The organism is Stenotrophomonas maltophilia (assembly GCF_001274595.1).
Classification (GTDB): Bacteria; Pseudomonadota; Gammaproteobacteria; order Xanthomonadales; family Xanthomonadaceae; genus Stenotrophomonas; species Stenotrophomonas forensis.
Genome location: NZ_CP011010.1, coordinates 4275872 through 4293456, shown reverse-complemented (window position 1 = coordinate 4293456; position 17585 = coordinate 4275872). Strand labels below are relative to the sequence as shown.

The following is a 17585-nucleotide window of genomic DNA, read 5'->3' as shown; positions in this document are numbered from 1 at the left end:
GTCCATCCCCCATGAAGAACACAACCGCCCTCGTGGTCGGTGCCGGCATCGTCGGCCTGGCCGTGGCCCGCGCGCTGGCCGTGCGTGGCTGCAAGGTCACCGTGCTGGAGCGCCATGAACGCGCTGTCGGCGCCTCCATCCGCAACTTCGGCATGGTCTGGCCGATCGGCGTGCCCAATGGACCGCTGTATGAGCGCGCGCTGCGCTCGCGGCAGATCTGGCAGGAGCTGATCGACGTGGCCGGCCTCTGGCATGACCCCAGTGGCTCGATGCACGTTGCCCACGCCGACGACGAATGGGCCGTGCTGCAGCAATACGCGGCCGCCAATGCGCAGATGCGCCCATGCCGGTTGCTGGACCGGGATGCGGCATTGGCGAAGTCGCCGGCGCTGGTCGCACGCGAACTGCGTGGCGCGCTGTTCAATGCCGATGAGCTGGTGGTCGATCCGCGCCAGGCGATCCGCGCGTTGCCGGATGTGCTGCGCGAGCGCCACGGCGCGCAGTTCCAGTGGCGCACGCCGGTGACGGCGGTGGAAAGCGGCCGGGTGTGGTCCGGCAGCCGCCGGTTCGAGGCCGACCAGGTGTTCGTCTGCAGTGGCCCGGAGTTCGAGCAGCTGTATCCGGAACTGTACGCGGCAGCACCATTGACCCGCTGCAAGCTGCAGATGCTGCGGCTGGCCGCGCAGCCGTCCGGATTCCGCCTGGGTGCTGCCCTGTGTGGTGGCCTGTCACTGGTGCACTACGCCGGCTTCCGCGAGGCCGCCGACGTCGCCCCGCTGCAGGCGCGCTACCAGGCCGAGCATGCCGACCTGGTCGAGCTGGGCATCCACGTGATGGCGGCACAGAACGGCCTTGGTGAAATCACCATCGGTGATTCGCATGCCTATGCCCATACGCATGACCCGTTCGACGAGCACGCCATCAACCAGAAAGTGCTCGATTACCTGTCCCGTTTCATGCAGGTACCGGACGCGCGCATCGCGCAGACCTGGCACGGTATCTATCCCAAGCTGCTGGACGGCAGCAGCGAGTTCGTCGCCGAGCCCACCCCGGGTGTGACCCTCGTCAACGCCATCGGTGGCGGTGGCCTGGGCATGACGCTCAGCTTCGGCCTGGCCGAGGAACTGGTGGACGGTCGCTACACGGCATTGCGCTGCGCGGCATGAAGCCTGCGCGCGGCGGGTGCAACGCTCGCCGCGCTTTTCCTAGAGGTCGCTGCTGACCATCAGCTGCACCCAGTCACCGGCGAAGCTGGTGATGCCGAACTGCACCGGCTGTCCCTGCGGATCGACGTTGAGCGAGTGCACGCACAGCACCGGCCGCCGCGTTGACTGGCCGAGTACGCGCGCGACCTCGGCATCGGGCAGGCGCGCCATCACCGTGGTGTGCCGGCGCAGGTAGTCGGTGACCCCGAACGCGGCCAGGGTGCGGGTCACCGAAGGTGTGCGTGCGAACACCTCTCCCAGTCCCGGGAATCGGGTGGCGGGAAAATACGCTTCGCTGTGGTCCACGGTGCGCCCTTCCACCTGGCTGGAGTACACCACCCGATGCACGCGTTCGCCGGCAATCAGGCCGAGCGCACGCGCCACCTGGCGGCTCGGCACCTGCACGCGGACATCGAGCAGGGTGTAGTGGCTTTCCACGTTCAGGTCATGCATGGCCCGGCCGAAGCGCGTGCGCCGGCTGATCGGGTAGTGGTACGGATGCTCCTGCACGAAGCTGCCGCGACCGGTCTCGGTGCGCACGTAGCCACGCTCTTCCAGCGCCTCGATCGCGCGCCGCACGGTGTGGCGGTTGACCGCGAAGCGCTTGGCCAGCACCTGCGCCGAGGGCAGTGCATCGCCCTCCACCAGCTGGCGTTCGCGGATCTGCCGCAGCAGCGCCTGTTCGATCTGCTGCCACAGTGGCAGCGCCGAATCGCGTGGCGTCAGGGCCGGGTCGGGCATGGTCATCAAACCTCCATCTGCGGCTGCTGGACTAGACAGGTGCACTGCACGTGCAGGCATATCAACGCGCTGCGATTGCAATGGCATGACACGGGCTACGGAAACCATGGGCGAACACATCCTCGACAACCTGAAACTGGTGCTGGCCGACGAGATCGTGCACGGCCATGTGGTGCTGGACGGGCCACGCATCCACGCCGTGGGGCAGGGGCGCGTGCGCAGGGCGGGCGCCGAGGACTGCGGCGGCGACTGGCTGCTGCCGGGGTTTGTTGAGCTGCATACCGACAATCTGGAGAAGCACCTGGTACCACGCCCGGGCGTGGCCTTCCCAGCGGCCGCGGCCGTGCAGGCGCACGATGCGCAGCTGCTGGCTGCAGGCATCACTACGGCCTGCGATGCGCTGGCCGTGGGCGACGTGGAGGCCGACAGCGTACGCGTACGCAGCCTGCAGGCCGCGCATGCGGCGCTGGCCGAGGCGCGCCGTGGCGGTGGCCTGCGCAGCGACCACTACCTGCACCTGCGCGCCGAGCTGCCCTATCCCGGGTTGCTGCCATTGCTGGAGCCGCTGCTGGATGATCCGGCGGTGCGCCTGCTGTCGCTGACCGATCACACCCCGGGGCAGCGCCAGTTCCGCAACCTGCAACGCTATGCTGCCTATTACGGTCTGCCGGCCGACGCACCGGCCCCCTATCTGGACGACCTGCTGCAGGCACGCCGGGCACAGCAGGCGCGCTATCGCCCCGCACACCTGCAGCAGGTGCTGCAGTGGGTGCGGGAACGCGGCCTGTGCCTGGCCAGCCACGACGATACCGTGCCTGCGGATGTGGACGAGGCCGTGGCCAGTGGTGCGCGCATCTCCGAGTTCCCGACCACGCTCGAGGCGGCCGTTGCGGCGCGTGTGGCCGGCCTGACGATCGTTGCCGGCGCCCCCAACCTGGTGCTGGGTGGCTCGCATTCGGGCAATGTGGCGGCGCTGGAACTGGCCCGTGCCGACTGCCTCGACGTGCTGTCCTCCGACTATGTGCCGGCCAGCCTGCTGCCTGCACTGGGCGTGCTGTGCGCGCAGCTGGGCTGGAGCCTGCCGCGCGCGGTGGGCACGGTCAGCCATGCACCGGCACAGGCGCTGGGCCTGCGTGACCGGGGCCGCATCGGTGAAGGCCTGCGCGCCGATCTTGTGCGGGTGCGTGGAACCCTGCCGGACTACGTGGCCGAGGTCTGGGTGGGTGGCCGCCGCCTGCTGGCCCAGTAGCCACCCTCGCGATCACCTAGACAGCTGCCCCGACCTGCCTAGTGGATGCCGCCTGCGCTTCACCGCGCTGATTGAAAGTGGCCGCCATCACCGCTCCCGCTGGAGCGGTCCACTTTCCCTTGCCGCCGCCATCGCCATGTCCACTCTGCCTACGCGCCATCCGCTTACCCTGGGCCTGCTCGCCCTGCTGCATGCCCCGCTGGCCGTCCAGGCCGCGTCCCCGGTCGCGACTGATGCCGCACCCACTCCCTCTGCCGTCGATCTGGATACCGTCACCGTGGTCGGCAGCATCGTCAGCGGCGAGAAGCAGGCACTGGACGCCCAGCGCGAAGCCAGCAACCTGATGAACGTGGTCAGCGCCGATGGCATCGGCAAGCTGCCCGACCACAACGCCGCCGAAGCCGTGCAGCGGGTACCGGGCGTGTCGATCGAACGCGACCAGGGCGAAGGCCGCTTCGTCGCCGTGCGTGGCCTGCCCGCACAGTGGAACTCGACCACCCTCAACGGTGACCGGCTGCCGACCGCCGAAGAGGAAACCACCAGCCGCGCCACCGCGTTCGATTTCTTCCCCACCGAGCTGATCGAGCGCATTGAAGTAAGCAAGACGCTGACGCCGGACCGTGAAGGCGACGCCATCGGTGGCCAGGTGAACTTCGTTACCCGCACCGCGCCTGCGCGCCGCACCTTTGCCGCCAGCGTGGCCGGCAACTACAACGACAAGGCCGTCGATACCGGTACCAGCGCCAATGTGCTGTATGGCGACCGCAGCGCCGATGGCCGCTTCGGGTTCCTGATCAACGGCACCTACTGGAAGCGCCCGTGGGCGACCGACAACTTCGAGCCGCGGCGTAGTGCCGATGGCCTTGGCATCTACCGCCTGGAGCTGCGTGACTACACTGGCGAGCGCACCACCCGCGGTGTCAATGGCGGCATGGAATTCCTGCCGGCCGATGGTCACCGGCTGTACGTGCGCGGCCAGTATGGCGAACTGAGCGACGATGAGACGCACTACAAGCACCGCTACCGTTTCGACAAGGATCGCGTCGAGCTGCAGAACATCCACAACGAGCTGATCACCGAGTTCAGGACCTTCGAGTTCGGTGGCCAGCACACCTTCGGCCGCGGCCAGGTGGACTGGAAGCTGGCCAGCGCCGAGAACGACTTCCGCTACGGCTGCATTCCCACCTGTGCCGACAACGCCTACTTCGTGGTCCAGTTCAACCAAGGCAAGGTCGGCTACCAGGGCCTGCAGGATCGCGGTGCAGGGCGCAACTCGTACAACACCATCGATGGCGGCAACGTCGCCGCCGATACCCCGCAGACCCATCTGCCGCCGGGCTTTTCGATGGACCCACGGAAGATGTCGCTGAGCGCCGTGGAGCTGTACCGGGTGGCGGTCAATGAGAAGGACAGGGCCGTCGCGCAGCTGGACTTCACCTTCGACGCCAGCGACACGCTGACCTGGAAAACGGGTGCCAAGTACCGTGACAAGCAGCGTCGCGCGCGCTTCTCCGACGAGTTCTATGCCTGGAACACCGCAACCGGCGGCCCGGTGCCGACCCTGGCCGACTTCCCGTTGATGGACCAGCCCGGCCGCAGCGGCTATGACATCGGCAACGGCCGCGACTACGCCCGTGACTTCTCGCAGGTGGTGCCGATGCAGGCCCTGGCCGAGTGGTACCGGCAGAACAAGCAGCATCTGGTGCTGGTGCCGGGCGATTCGGCGCTGGTGGCCAATGGCGCGGCGCTGGGCCGCAACTTCGACGTGGCCGAAAAGCAGTACGCGGCCTATGCGATGGGCACCTGGACGCCGGACGAGCGCTGGGACGTGGTCGGTGGCGTGCGCCTGGAACGCACCGCCACCGACGTGCGTGGGCAGGTGCTGGAGCGCGATGCCGATGGTAGCAGCGCGCTGGTGCCCAACCTGGGTCGCAAGCGCTACTCCTCGGTGCTGCCGCAGCTCAATGTGCGCTTTTCGCCGCGCAGTGACCTGAACCTGCGGTTGGGCCTGACCCGCAGCTTTGCCCGCCCGAACTTCGGTGACATCAATCCGGGTGGCTCGTTCATGGAGGCCGATGGCACCTTTACTTCCGGCAATGCCGATCTTGACCCGACCTATTCGGACAACCTGGATCTGATGGCCGAGTGGTATGCCGGACCGCTGGGCCTGCTGTCCGGCGGCGTGTTCTACAAGAACATCAGCAACCCGGTGTTCCAGAGCAGCAGCACCGGCAATTTCAACGGCAACAGCAATGTCACCTTCTACCGGCCCGAGAACGGCGACGACGCCAAGCTGTGGGGTGCCGAGTTCGCCTTCGTGCGCCGCTTCGATTTCCTGCCGGGCCTGTGGAGCAATTTCGGCATCAACGCCAACCTGACCCTGATGGATTCGCGCATGCGCATCCCGGGCCGCAGCGGCAACGTACCGATCACCGGCCAGGCCGACCGTCTCTACAACGTCACCGTGTACTACGACGATGGTGCGTTCGCCGCCCGGCTGGCGACCAACCACAAGGGCGCCTACATCGAATCGCATGGCGACAGCAGCACCACCGATGCCTGGTACGGTGCCAACACCTCGGTCGACTTCAGCGCGTCCTACACGTTTGATCGCTGGACCGTGTTCGCTGAACTGAGCAACCTGACCAACGAACCGCTGAAGTACTACCAGGGCAGCCCGCAGCGGCCGCTGCAGGTGGAGTATTACGGCCGCCGCGCGCAGATCGGCCTGAAATACCTGTTCCAGTAGGCCGCACGCGCTCTGTAGCGTCGATCCATGCTCGACTGCGTGTGCGCCGCATTCACCGCACCAGCGTGACCGCCTGCCCGGCCCGGGCGAAGGCCTGGCCCAGCAATGGGCCTGCCTTGATCGCCTGCACTTCCTCGAACAGTGCCTGCAACGCATCGGCCGGGCGCGAGGCTGGCGCCGCGACCGCCTGCTGGATCACGGTGAAGCGATCGGCCAGCACGCGGTGGCCAGGATGCGACCGCGCCCAGGCTTCCAGTGGCTGGCGCACGCCGGCGGCAGCATCCAGGTGCTGCTGGTCGAACAGGTCAATGGCGGCCGCAGAGGTGTCGGCGCGTTCGATCGAGGCGTGGCGCAGCTCGCGGCTGAGGAACAGGTCGTAGGCCGCGCCGCGGCCCACCGCGATGCGCAGGCCGTCGCGGTCGAGGTCGGCCACCTGCTGCGCCGGGCTGTCCTCGCGCACCAGGTAGGTGCCTTCGATTTCCACGTACGGCGCGCTGAAGGCGATGCGGTCCGCCCGCGCCGGATCGATCGCCAGGAAGGCCAGATCCCATTCGTCTTCGGCGGCCGCAGCAACCACCGAGGCTGCCGCGTCGTGACAGGTGAAGCGGGCCTGCACCCCCATCCGTTGTGCCAATGCGGTGGCCAGTTCCAGCGAGGGGCCACGCGGCGAACGCGCATCACCCTGTGCCAGCACCGGATTGCCCAGGTTGATCGCCACGCGCAGGAATCCCTGCGGTGCCAGCGCGTTTCGATGGTCTGCCAGGGACATGCCGGGCTCCGCAGCAAGGGGAACCCCAGCATGCCAGCGCCGGTGTCCGCGCGGCGTGCACTCAGCCGCGCGCGGCGAACATGCCGTGGAAACCCAGTGGCACCGCATAGGGCAGCCAGGCCTGTGCAATCGGGCCATCGTCCAGGTGGCGCGCATCGAGTACGGCCACGCCACTGCGCTTGCTCACTGGGTCGAGCAGGGTGCCGATCAGCCAGCCGTCGTCGGCGTTGCGGCTGCCCGGGCGCGGCACGAATACGTGTTCCTCGGCCATGATGTCCGGCCCGTAGTGCCACAGCTGGCGGCGGCCCCGCTCGATGTCGAATGCAGCCACGGCGTTGAAGTAGGGCGCGTTGGCCGGACCATCGATGGTGGGTGCGTAAAGCCGCGCGCCACGGGTGTTGGCCGAGCGCGGATCGAACAGCGGAAACTCCACCGCGCTGATGCCCAGCGACTCCCAGCGCGCCTGGCCACGGCGCAGGTCCAGGTGCAGCTCGACCAGGCTGGCACCACTATTGGCCGCATGTGCCCCATCGCCGGCCATTGCTTCCTTCATCGGTGAGCGCGCTTCGTTGATGTCGTCGTGGCGCACCGCGCGCAGCACGATGCCGCCGTCGCGAGTGAACGCATCGCCGAAGTGGTAGATCGCCGCGAACGGCGCCTCGAACCATTGCGCCTTGTCCGGCGCATCCTTGGCGACTACCGCGATGCGCGCCGCGCGCTGCGGTGCGAACTGCATGCGTTCGAAGAAGCTGCCGCCGGTGCCGGTGAAGTCGAACGGCATCAGCACGAAAACGAGATGCTGTTCGGTCATGGCGAAGGCATGCAGGTAGCCGTGCTCCGGCGTTTCGATCACGTTGGCGCTGCGCAGCTGACCGTCCTTGCCGATGTGCCAGACCAACAGGCCGTGGCCGCCCATCAGGCTGATCGAGCCGAAGTTCCACACGCTGCCGTCGCGGTCGGGCAGGGGATGGGCGGAGAATGGCAGCGCGGCCAGGTCCGGGCGCCAGGTGACCGGGCCGAGGGTCTGCAGCGAATCGGGGTCCACCTCGAACGCCGAGCCGGATTCGCACAGCGCGAACAGGCGGCCGTTGATCATCGTCACCGAGGTGTTGGCGACGTTGGCATCGTCGTTGTTGCGCACCGCCAGTGCACCGGGGACGCTGGTGCCCGCCGCCGGGTACTGGAAGCGGCCGGCCTTCTGTTCACGGCTGAACTTCGGTGTGGCCACCATGCGCCCGTGGTGGGTCAGGCTGCCATCGCCGTTGAAGCGCCAGCCATGCACCATTCCGTCGCCGTCGAACCAGTGGTCATAGCGGAAGCCATCGCGCTCGGTCCAGGCCGGGCCGTTGCGGTACAGCGTACCGGCCAGCCCGGCCGGCAACCGGCCCTGCAACTGCACGGTGGCCGGGCCGAGGCTTTCGCTGCTGACGCTGCGCCAGCCGAGCAGCCACGGGTGCTCCTGCAGGCCCTGCGCGAAGTGCGCGGGGTCGCCGGCGAGGGCGGGTGCGCTGCGCAGGGCGGTGGCGCCAAGCGCCAGACAGGCACTGCTGCTGAGCAGGGTACGAAGGAAGCGGCGACGGTCCATGATGGCCTCGGGTCTGGATGCAGGAATCAGCGCAGGGTGATGTCGATGGCGGCACCGGCGGCCGGCACGTTGACGCGCGCTTCGTCGAAGGTCGGCTTGCGCATCACCTGCGGGTTGTTGCTGAAGCCATAGCCTTCCACCGGCATGCCAACCAGGTTGGTGTCGAGTTTGCCGTTGTCGTTCTCGTCGTGGGTGAGCAGCACCGCGTAGCTGCCGGCGGGCACGTTCTTGAATACGAAGTGGGCACTGTCGCCACTGGGCCTGGCCTGCTGCGCCTGCACCGGCGCAGCCTTGCCGTCCCAGGCGGTGGCGTTGTCGACCAGGGCAACGCGCAGCGTACCGGTCTGCACGCGGACATCGTGTACGGTCACGGCCAGATCGGCGGCATGGGCGCCGCCGGCCAGGGCCAGGGCGGTCAGGACGGTGCTGAGCAGGGCGGTACGGATCATGGCAGTGGCTCCGGAAGTGGGCGGTGTGTTGTGGAGTGGGGTCAGTCTGCGCGGGGCGTGGGGCTGGTTTCAGGGCCAGTGGTCATCGATTCGACGTGCCAGAAGTCACTTTCTGCGCTGGACCCATTGCCGACGGCAGGCGTGGCCGTCAGCATCTGGCCATGCCCAGCCTGCTCCGCCACCTGTCGCGTCCGCTCAGCCTTGCCGGTCTGGTGACCGTGCTGGCGGTCGGCCTGTCATTCGCGGTGCAGCGCGGCGAGGCCGCCCCCAGCCTGCTGTTGCTTGCTGGGTTCCTGTTGCTGTTCGTGCTGCACGGTTGGGCGTCGATGCCGTCGCGCGTGCGAGCCGTCGCCGCCGTGCTGCAGGCGCTGCTGGCGATTGCCCTGGTCGCGTTGCAGCCGCGCACCGGCACCGCCCCCGTGCTGCTGGTGGTGCTGGTTGCGCAGCTGGCCGAGCACTGGCCGCCGCGCTTCGTGCTGGGTGTCGCATTGCTAGCCAACCTGGCGATGTATGCGGTGCTGCGCCACAGTGGCTTCAGCCAGCCGCTGCTGGTGGTGCTGCTGTACGGCGGCTTCCAGGCGTTCGCCGCACTGACCGCACACTACGCACGCAGCACGGCCCTGGCCCGCGATGACCTGGCCCGGGTCAACGCGGATCTTCTGGCCACGCGCGCATTGCTGGCCGACAGCGCCCGCGATGCCGAGCGCCTGCGCCTGGCGCGCGAACTGCATGATGTGGCCGGCCACAAGCTCACCGCGATGCGGTTGAACCTGCGCGCACTGGCGGCTGATCCTGCGCTGGCCGGGCGCGACGGCTTGGTGCTGGCCGAGCAGTTGTCGGGCGAACTGCTGGCCGACATCCGCCAAGTGGTGCAGTCGATGCGCGATGATCGCGGCCTCGATCTGGCCACCGCACTGCACGCGCTGGCCGCACCCTTCCCACGGCCGAAGCTGCAACTGCGGATCGGCGAGGGCGTGCGCGTGACCGATCCGCTGATGGCCGAGACTGTGCTGCGGCTGGTGCAGGAAGCGCTGACCAATGCGGCCCGGCATGGCAACGCAGGCACCGTATGGCTGACGATCAACGAAGAGGATTCCCGGTTGCGCATCGATATCCATGATGACGGCCAGCGTGCCGAACGCATCCGCGAAGGCAACGGCATTGCCGGCATGCGTGAGCGCCTGGCCACGGTGCATGGCCGGCTGGAACTCGCGCGCACCGCACAGGGCGGCATGCTGCTGACCGCATGGGTGCCGGCATGAGCGGCGCCGCGATCCGTGTTGCCCTGGCCGACGACCAGGCGCTGGTCCGCGCCGGCCTGCGTGCGCTGCTGCAGGGGCTGGGGGTGGAGGTGGTGCTGGAGGCCGAGGAAGGCCAGGCACTACTCGATGCGCTGCTCACGCAGCCGGTGGACGTGGTGCTCAGTGATGTCCGCATGCCGGGCCTGGATGGCATCGAAGCGCTTCGCCAGCTGCGCGCACGTGGCGATGCCACGCCGCTGCTGCTGTTGACCACCTTCGATGAGAGCGACCTGCTGCTGCGTGCCAGCGAGGCTGGTGCACAGGGCTTCCTGCTGAAGGACGCCGCGCCTGCCGACCTGCGCGAGGCGATCGAGCGCGTCGCCGCCGGCGAGACGCTGCTGATGCCGGTCAGCACCGAGCCGGTACGCGCCCGCTACCGCTTTCACGACGAAGCGCCTCCCAGCGATACCTTCGGCGAACGCGAAGTGGCGATCCTGCGCCTGCTGGCTGGCGGCTACAGCAACAAGGAGATCGCGCGCAGCCTGTTCCTGGCCGAAGGCACGGTGAAGAACTATGTTTCCGCCATTCTCGACAAGCTTGGTACCCGCGATCGTACCCGTGCGGTACTGAAGGCGATTACCCTGCGCATCATCTGACTGCGCCGCGCGAGGAAAACCCGTGAACCCGATCCTGCATGTCGAGATCCCCGCCAGTGACCTGGCTCGTGCCATCGCCTTCTATCAGCAATGGCTGCAGGTGGTGGTGGACGAGCCGATCCTGCTGCATGACTGCCACATGGCCTACCTGCCGTTCTCGGATGACGCGACGGGTGCCAGCCTGTCGCTGGTGCAGGGGGCGGACTACCAGCCCTCCGAACAGGGCGCGCGCCTCTATATCGGTGTCGATGATCTTGAGGCCAGCCTCGACCGTGCGCTGCAGGCCGGCGCCGAACTGCGCTTCGGCCCGGCCGACGCCGGCGACTGGCGCGTGGCCGAGATCCGCGACAGCGAAGGCAACCGCATCGCGCTGCAGGCGCGCGCGATTCTGTAGCGTCGAGCTTGCTCGACTGCTGTTGACGGCGCTAGCAACGCCTCCGTCGAGCAAGCTCGACGCTACGCGCTCATATGCCGTCGGCATCATTCCGGCCAACACCGCCGCTCTCGCTTCTGTAGAGTCGAGCTTGCTCGACTGCTGTTGACGGCGCTACCAACGCCTCCGTCGAGCAAGCTCGACGCTACGGTGTTGCGGCGCGCGAGCGCTGCAGCCAGTCATTGATCGCCGGGTCCAGCCGCGGGTCATCCGGCAGCTGCAGGCCGAAGTGCTGCTGCAGCACCTCGCGCACGTCACCGACATCGTGCAGCGGGCGTTTGTCCGGCGCTTGCCCCGGGCGGTACTCGGTGTAGTTGCCGCTGCCGATGGTGCGGCGCCAGTCCGGCCCGGTCAGCGACGCGCGCAGCTGGCCCGGGAAGCTGGAGTCGGGGTGGGTGCACACGTACCAGTTGCCCACCACGTTGTCGATCGGCGCAGGCGCCTGCAGGTCGAAGCGGTACATCGCGCGCCAGCCATCGCTGGATTCGGCTGACAGCACGAAATCGCCGTCATCGCCCAGCCGCTGCAGCAGGTAGCGCTCGTGCGGCGTGGCCTGCGGTGCGGTGTCGTGCAGGCGCAGCGGCACGGTGGGGGTCAGGCTGCCGAAGCCGGCATCGACCAGCCAGTCCTCGCCTTCCACATGCACGCGCAGCAGCAGATGGGTCCGTGCGGTCAGCTCGCCATCCTGTGCCGCCAGCAGCACGCGTGCGCTCAGCGGCTGGGCATCGAAGCCCAGCGCCTGCAGCAGCGCCAGCAGGCCGCCATTGAGTTCGAAGCAGTAACCGCCCCGGCGCTCGTCGAGCAGCTTGCGCTGCACGCTGTCCAGGTCGATCGGTACCGCGTCACGCAGCAGGCAGCTGAGCGTCTCGAACGGCAGCAGCGCGTTATGGCGTTGCTGCAGCAGTGACAGGCCGGCCAGGGTCAGCGGGGGTGGTGCATCCAGCTGCAGGCGCTGCAGGTAGCGGGGGATATCGAGCGTCGTCATGCGGACACCGGGCAGGGGAGGGACGTCCACTGTGCGCCCCCAACCGGGGTTGAGGTCAAGCGCAGCGCCGGTGTCATGCCCCCGTCGCCTGTGCCCGGTACAAAGGCCGCGTCCGCCCGCGAGCGTCGCAGTGGCACGAAAACGGGCCTAAAGTTGCCGGGAATCCAGCCGATACAGGTGCGTCCTTCCGCCTGGAGTCTGTCATGTCGGCCGTCGTTCCCCACCTCCGGTCCCTGCGCACGCATCTGGCCCGCCTGCGCGCGGCGTCGCCCGGCGTGCTGTCGTCGAGCGTGCTGTCGTCGAACCTGCTGCTGTGGCTGCAGCCGCACCGGCTCAGCGTAGCCAACAAGCTCAAGGCAACCCTCTGGGTCTGTGGCCTGGGCCTGGTGGCAATCGCCGCAGTCTACGCCTGGACCGGCCACGCCAGCGCACAGGCCGCACGCAATCAGGCCAGTTACCAGCGCGGCAGCGACCTGGCCGCCAGCCTGGCCACGCGCGTGGCCGAAGCCCGGCGCCTGCAGACCCAGTATGCCCGCAGTTTCGATGATGCTGACCGCAACCAGTTGCTGGCCACACAGAAGGCACTGCAGGCCGACCTGCAGGCGCTGCGCGCGATACCGATGGATGCCGGGCGGCGCAAGGCGCTGCAGGTGCTGACCGAAGCCGCGGACGCGTTCTCTCAGGGCGTCGCGGCCCTGTTCGAACGGGTCGACGAGATGGGCCGGGGTGATGCCGGCCTTGCCGCGCAGCTGCAGCAGGCCGCCGACACCCTGCAGGCGCAGGTCGATGCGCTGCAGCGCCCCTTGCTGGCGCTGTCCCTGCAGAAGATGCGCCGACAGGAAGCATTGCTGCTGCTCGACGGTGACTCTGCCCATGCCGACCGTGCCAGCGAAGAGAAGCTGCCGTTCGACCTCGCGCTGGCCGGCCTGTCCACCGATGTGCAGGATGCCCTGCGCAGCGGCATGGAGGCCTATCAGGTCGCCTTGCTGGGTTACACCGCCGCCCGCGTCGGCCTGGATGTGGAGGCGCAGTCGCTGCTGGACACCGCCGCCGGCGTGGCGCCGGCACTGGCCGCCTTCCAGCAGGCCCAGGTGGCGGCGCTGGCCGAGGCACAGGCGCGCCAGCAGGCCGGCACGCGCGCCATGAGCGTACTGTTCGCGCTGACCCTGCTGCTGGTTGCCGGCGTGCTGATCACCAGCCTGGTGCTGGTCCTGCGCGCGGTGCGCCAGCCGATCCAGGACACCCTGCGCTTCGCCAGCGATATCGCGGACGACCGCCTGGACACCACCCTGCGCGTGTACAACGCCAATGATGAGATCGGCCAGCTCGCCCAGCGCCTGGTCGACATGCAGCAGCGCCTGCGTGCGCGCATCGAGACCGAGCGCGCGGTGGCGCGCGGCAATACCCGCGTGCGCCAGGCGCTGGACAGCGCACAGACCGGCCTGATGGTGATCGATGCCGAAGGGCTGGTGGCTTATGCCAACCCGGCGCTGCTGCAGCAGCTGGACCTGCAGGCTGACGCGCTCGTGGCCAGCGAAGCGGTGCGCCTGCATCCGGCGCTGGCCAGCCTGGCCGGCGTACGCCAGCGCGAAGAACGCGAGATCGGCCAAGACGGTGTTCGCTACCAGCTGATCGCCAATCCCATCACCGACGAAGGACAGTTCCTCGGTGTGGCGGTGGAATGGCGCAGCCGCGCACTGGAAACCCTGCTCGAAACCGAAGTGGCCGCACTGGTCGACGCCGCCGCGCACGGTGACCTGCACGGTCGCATCGTGCTGGACGGCAAGCAGGGCTTCGTGCGCACGCTGTCGACCAGCATCAACCGCCTGCTGGCGACCTTTGAAACCAATCTCGGCGACCTGCAGGCGCTGCTGGCCGCGCTGGCACGCGGCGACCTCAGCGTGCGCATGGACGGCGACCTGCAGGGCGTGTTCGCGCGCATGCGCGACGATGCCAACGCCACCGTCGCGCAGCTGGGCCGCATCGTCACCCGCATCCAGCAGGCCACCTCCAGCCTGGATACCGGCGTTGGTGAGATCGTCGCTGGCCACTACGACCTGTCGCAGCGTACCGAGCAGCAGGCGGCCAACCTGGAAGAAACCGCGGCGTCGATGCATGAGCTGACCGACACCGTGGGCCGCAATGCCGACGCGGCCGGTCGCGCCGATGCGCTGGTCAAGGGTGCGGCAGCGGTGGCCCAGCGCGGCGGCGACGCCGTGGGCCAGGTGGTGGCGACCATGCACGGCATCAGCGAAGCCTCGCGGCGGATCGGTGACATCACCCAGCTGATCGATGGCATCGCCTTCCAGACCAACATCCTTGCACTGAACGCAGCGGTGGAAGCAGCGCGCGCCGGCGAACAGGGCCGCAGCTTCGCCGTGGTGGCTGCGGAAGTGCGGCTGCTGGCCCAGCGCAGTGCCGAGGCGGCCAAGCAGATCAAGGGATTGATCGAGGATTCGGTGGCGCGTGTCGGGCAGGGCAACCAGCAGGCCGAGCAGGCCGGCACCACAATGGGCGAGATCGTCGGCAGCGTGCAGCAGTTGGCGGACCTGCTGGCCGGTATCCGCAGCGCATCGCAGGACCAGCATGCCGGCATCGCACAGGTGAACCAGACCATCGTGCAGATGGAAGCCAGTACCCAGCGCAATGCCAGCCTGGTGGAAGAGGCCGGTGCCTCGACTGCACAGATGCAGGCGCAGGTGCATGCCCTGGCCGAAGCGGTGGGAGCCTTCCGCCTGCAGCCGGCGCGGCAGGCCCGCGCCGCGGCGTGATCCCGCCCCGGTAGTGCCGGCCGCTGGGCCGGCACTCCTCCTGTGACTCAGTACACGTCGCGGCGGTAGCGCCCGTTCTCCAGCAGCGTTTCCACCGTTTCATCGCCCAGCGCAGCGCGCAGCACCTGGTCCACGCCTTCGGCCATGCCCTGCAGCGAGCCACAGACGTGGATCACCGCGCCGCGTTGCATCCAGTCGCGCAGCACATCAGAGGCCGCACGCAGGCGATCCTGCACATAGCCACCTCCGCCATCGCGCGAGAACGCCAGGTCCACCCGCGCCAGATGGCCCTGCGCCTGCCAGGCCTCGATCTCGTCGGCAAACAGCAGGTCGTGCGCGCGCTGGCGCTCGCCAAACAACAGCCAGTGCCCGTGCTCGCCTGCATACGCGGACTCGCGCAGCAGGCTGCGCAGGCCGGCGATGCCGGTGCCGTTGCCGACCAGCACCATCGGCGCAGCAGGCACCCGATGGAAACCGGGATTGCGATGCACGCGGGCGACGACGCTGGCGCCGATCGGCGCATGCAGCGACAACCAGCCCGAGCCCAGCCCGGCACGACCGGCGGTGTCATGCACCAGCCTGACCACCAGCTCCACCTCGCCGTCGTTCGCGGCGGAGGCGATCGAGTACTCGCGGCCGGGCAGCATCGGCAGCCCGGACAACCACAGGCAGGCATCCTGCACGGGCAATGCGGCATCGGCCTCCGGCAGTTCGCGTTCGCTGGCCAGCGCCAGCAGCGTGCGCGGCGCGCCGTCAACCAGCAGCGGCTGCAGCGGATCCAGTCCATGCGCTCTCAGCACTGCACCCGCATGCCGCGCGTTGTGGCGGGGCGCGATATGCAGGATGTCACCGGCCTGCCACTGCACATCGGCCGGGGCGGCAAGACGGATACGCCAGATCGCGCCGCCGACGCTGCCCGGGTTGAGGCGGTCGCGGCCGAGCAGGCGCCAGTCGTGCATCCGCGTTGCGGGCGGCAGCACACTGTCATCGGTGGCGATGCCGGTCAGTGCGCCCAGTTGCAGCTGCCACTGGCGCAGGGCCGGCACCGAGGCGGCATCGACATCGATGCGCGCGAACAGCGCACGTGCACCGTTGCCGGTCAGCCAGCCATCGACCTGGCGGCCGAAGCCGCAGTAGTGCGGATACTGGCGATCCCCCAGCGCGAGCAGGCCGAACTGCAGCCCCGACAGGTCCGGTGCCTGCGCGAGCAACAGGCGTGCCGCGCGTCGGGCCGCATCCGGCGGTTCACCGTCGCCGAAGGTGCTCAACACGAGCAGCGCCTGCGATGTGGCCTGCAGCTTCGCGGCATCGATGCGCGACAACGGCAGCACCTGCACCGCGCTACCGGCCGCCTGCAGCTGCGCGGCCGCACGCCATGCGAGCTGTTCGGCCAGGCCGCTCTGGCTGGCATGCACCACCAGCCACGGCGCGCCATGGCCATCGGTGGCGGCTGGCATCGGCAGCGACTGGCGCAGCCCGCGTGCCGCGCGTTGGCTGCGGCGGCGATCCAGGTACAACATCCAGCCGGTGATGAAGAACAGGCTCATGCCCAGGCTGCTGAGCATCACCACCACGCGCCCGGGCAGGCCGAAGTAGCTGCCCGAGTGCAGCGCGAACACGCTGGTGGCCAGCTGGCCGCCCGCGCCCTGGCGATCGTAGGGGCGGGAATCGAGCACCGCGCCGCTGGCCGGGTCCAGCTGCAGCAGATCATGCGCGCGATCATGGTGCCCTCCGCGCTGCGACGGATCACCGGCCATCACCCGCACGTTGAGCGCCTGGCCCGGTTTTTCCGGCAAGCGCAGGTCGATGAAGCCGGTGCGCACGCCGGGCAAGGCATACAGCGTGGCTTCGACGCGTTGCAGGTCCAGCGGGGCATCGATGGCCACCGTATGCTTGGCCGCCGGCGCGACGCCCAACACGCTGTTGGCGGCGCTGCGGTACCAGTCGAACGACCACCACAGGCCGGTCAATGCGCTCATCAGGTAGATCAACAGCACCCAGGTGCCGACCACCGAATGCAGGCTCCACAGGAAACCGCGGCCACTGCGTTTCCACTCCACCGCCAGCCAGCTGCGCCAGTGCCACCAGCGCCGTGGCCAGCGCAGGTAGAGCCCGGACAGGGTGAAGAACAGCAGCGCGATCGCACAGCTGCCGGTGATCCACTTGCCGCGTTCGCCGGCCGCGAGATGACGATGCAGGTCTTCGACGAAATCGAAGAACGCCTGGCCGCGCAGGGCACTGAAGCGCTCGCCGCTGTACGGGTCGAAATACACCCAATGCTCTTTGCCGCCGGCAAAGCGCGCGACCGACGGCCGCTGCCCGGTGGCGTCGACGCGCAGGCGTTGCAGCGGGCGTTCGCTGCCGGCCTGCAGCCGCGGCACCAGCTCGCTGAGCGTGAGCGGAAGCTGGCTGTCGGCGTGGTGTTCGGCGATGGCCGCAAAGCCGGGGTTGGCCGCACGCAGCAGTTCGTCCTCGAAGGACAGCACGGCACCACTGAGGCCCATCACGGCCAGGATGGCACCGGCGGTGATGCCCAGCAGCCAGTGCACTTGGAACAGGATGTTCTTGAACATCGAAGGAGGAGGGCCTGGAAGGCTGCCGCCCGCATCCTGCGCAACAGCAAATGAGAATTAGTCGCGGAATTTTCCGTGGCCCCCTGGCTGCGGTCAAGCGGGGGGTATCGGCCGGGCTGCGCCCGGCACCCGCCGAGGCAACGTCAACGTCAACGTCAAAAGCGGGCTATCCGTGGGAT

General features: G+C 68.6%; 13 protein-coding genes. 7 read left to right on the top strand and 6 right to left on the bottom strand.

The features are described 5' to 3' along the window. Window positions 1-11 precede the first annotated feature (11 nt). Window positions 12-1166 carry a TIGR03364 family FAD-dependent oxidoreductase gene (locus tag VN11_RS19520; protein WP_053450940.1) on the top strand — a complete coding sequence of 385 codons (1155 nt, stop codon included), beginning with the start codon at window positions 12-14 and terminating at the stop codon, window positions 1164-1166. Between the two features lie 39 nt (window positions 1167-1205). Here VN11_RS19520 and phnF read toward each other — a convergent pair whose 3' ends face one another. Beyond that, window positions 1206-1952 carry a phosphonate metabolism transcriptional regulator PhnF gene (gene phnF, locus VN11_RS19515; protein WP_053450939.1) on the bottom strand — a complete coding sequence of 249 codons (747 nt, stop codon included), beginning with the start codon at window positions 1950-1952 and terminating at the stop codon, window positions 1206-1208. A 100-nt stretch (window positions 1953-2052) separates the two neighbouring features. On the opposite strand from phnF, the gene VN11_RS19510 reads away from it, so the two are divergent. Together VN11_RS19510 and VN11_RS19505 are read left to right on the top strand one after the other, a co-directional pair. Further along, entirely contained in the window at window positions 2053-3195 is a 1143-nt protein-coding gene (locus VN11_RS19510; RefSeq protein WP_053450938.1) for an alpha-D-ribose 1-methylphosphonate 5-triphosphate diphosphatase, read from the top strand. 136 nt (window positions 3196-3331) lie between these two features. Further along, window positions 3332-5944: a TonB-dependent receptor gene (locus VN11_RS19505; protein WP_053450937.1), complete on the top strand. Its 2613-nt coding sequence runs from the start codon at window positions 3332-3334 to the stop codon at window positions 5942-5944. Window positions 5945-5996: 52 nt separating this feature from the next. Here the strand turns inward: VN11_RS19505 and VN11_RS19500 are convergent, their stop codons facing one another. The 3 genes from VN11_RS19500 to VN11_RS19490 form a co-directional block, all read right to left on the bottom strand. Further along, complete coding sequence (locus tag VN11_RS19500; protein ID WP_053450936.1) at window positions 5997-6713, bottom strand: ABC transporter substrate-binding protein; 717 nt, start codon at window positions 6711-6713, stop codon at window positions 5997-5999. 61 nt (window positions 6714-6774) lie between these two features. Beyond that, window positions 6775-8298 (bottom strand): carotenoid oxygenase family protein, encoded by a 1524-nt coding sequence (locus VN11_RS19495; RefSeq protein ID WP_053450935.1) that lies wholly within the window; start codon window positions 8296-8298, stop codon window positions 6775-6777. Between the two features lie 26 nt (window positions 8299-8324). Beyond that, a complete protein-coding gene (locus VN11_RS19490; RefSeq protein ID WP_049458304.1) occupies window positions 8325-8747 on the bottom strand; it encodes a DUF2141 domain-containing protein in 423 nt (140 codons plus the stop codon). A 161-nt stretch (window positions 8748-8908) separates the two neighbouring features. Between VN11_RS19490 and VN11_RS19485 the strand changes: the two genes are divergently transcribed. From VN11_RS19485 to VN11_RS19475, 3 genes are read left to right on the top strand one after another with little or no spacing between them, the layout of a single operon-like run. Next, complete coding sequence (locus tag VN11_RS19485) at window positions 8909-10009, top strand: sensor histidine kinase (protein ID WP_053450934.1); 1101 nt, start codon at window positions 8909-8911, stop codon at window positions 10007-10009. Continuing rightward, window positions 10006-10644: a response regulator transcription factor gene (locus tag VN11_RS19480; RefSeq protein ID WP_148564999.1), complete on the top strand. Its 639-nt coding sequence runs from the start codon at window positions 10006-10008 to the stop codon at window positions 10642-10644. Before VN11_RS19485 ends, VN11_RS19480 begins: the two co-directional genes overlap by 4 nt. Window positions 10645-10666: 22 nt before the next feature. Then, window positions 10667-11038: a VOC family protein gene (locus tag VN11_RS19475; protein WP_053450932.1), complete on the top strand. Its 372-nt coding sequence runs from the start codon at window positions 10667-10669 to the stop codon at window positions 11036-11038. Window positions 11039-11222: 184 nt separating this feature from the next. Here the strand turns inward: VN11_RS19475 and VN11_RS19470 are convergent, their stop codons facing one another. Continuing rightward, window positions 11223-12062, bottom strand: coding sequence for an arylamine N-acetyltransferase family protein (locus tag VN11_RS19470; RefSeq protein ID WP_053450931.1), 840 nt, complete (start codon window positions 12060-12062; stop codon window positions 11223-11225). Window positions 12063-12265: 203 nt separating this feature from the next. On the opposite strand from VN11_RS19470, the gene VN11_RS19465 reads away from it, so the two are divergent. Further along, a complete protein-coding gene (locus tag VN11_RS19465) occupies window positions 12266-14833 on the top strand; it encodes a methyl-accepting chemotaxis protein (RefSeq protein WP_053450930.1) in 2568 nt (855 codons plus the stop codon). A gap of 47 nt (window positions 14834-14880) precedes the next feature. On the opposite strand, the gene VN11_RS19460 is transcribed toward VN11_RS19465, so the two are convergent. After that, window positions 14881-17406, bottom strand: coding sequence for a PepSY domain-containing protein (locus VN11_RS19460; RefSeq protein WP_053450929.1), 2526 nt, complete (start codon window positions 17404-17406; stop codon window positions 14881-14883). Window positions 17407-17585 lie beyond the last annotated feature (179 nt).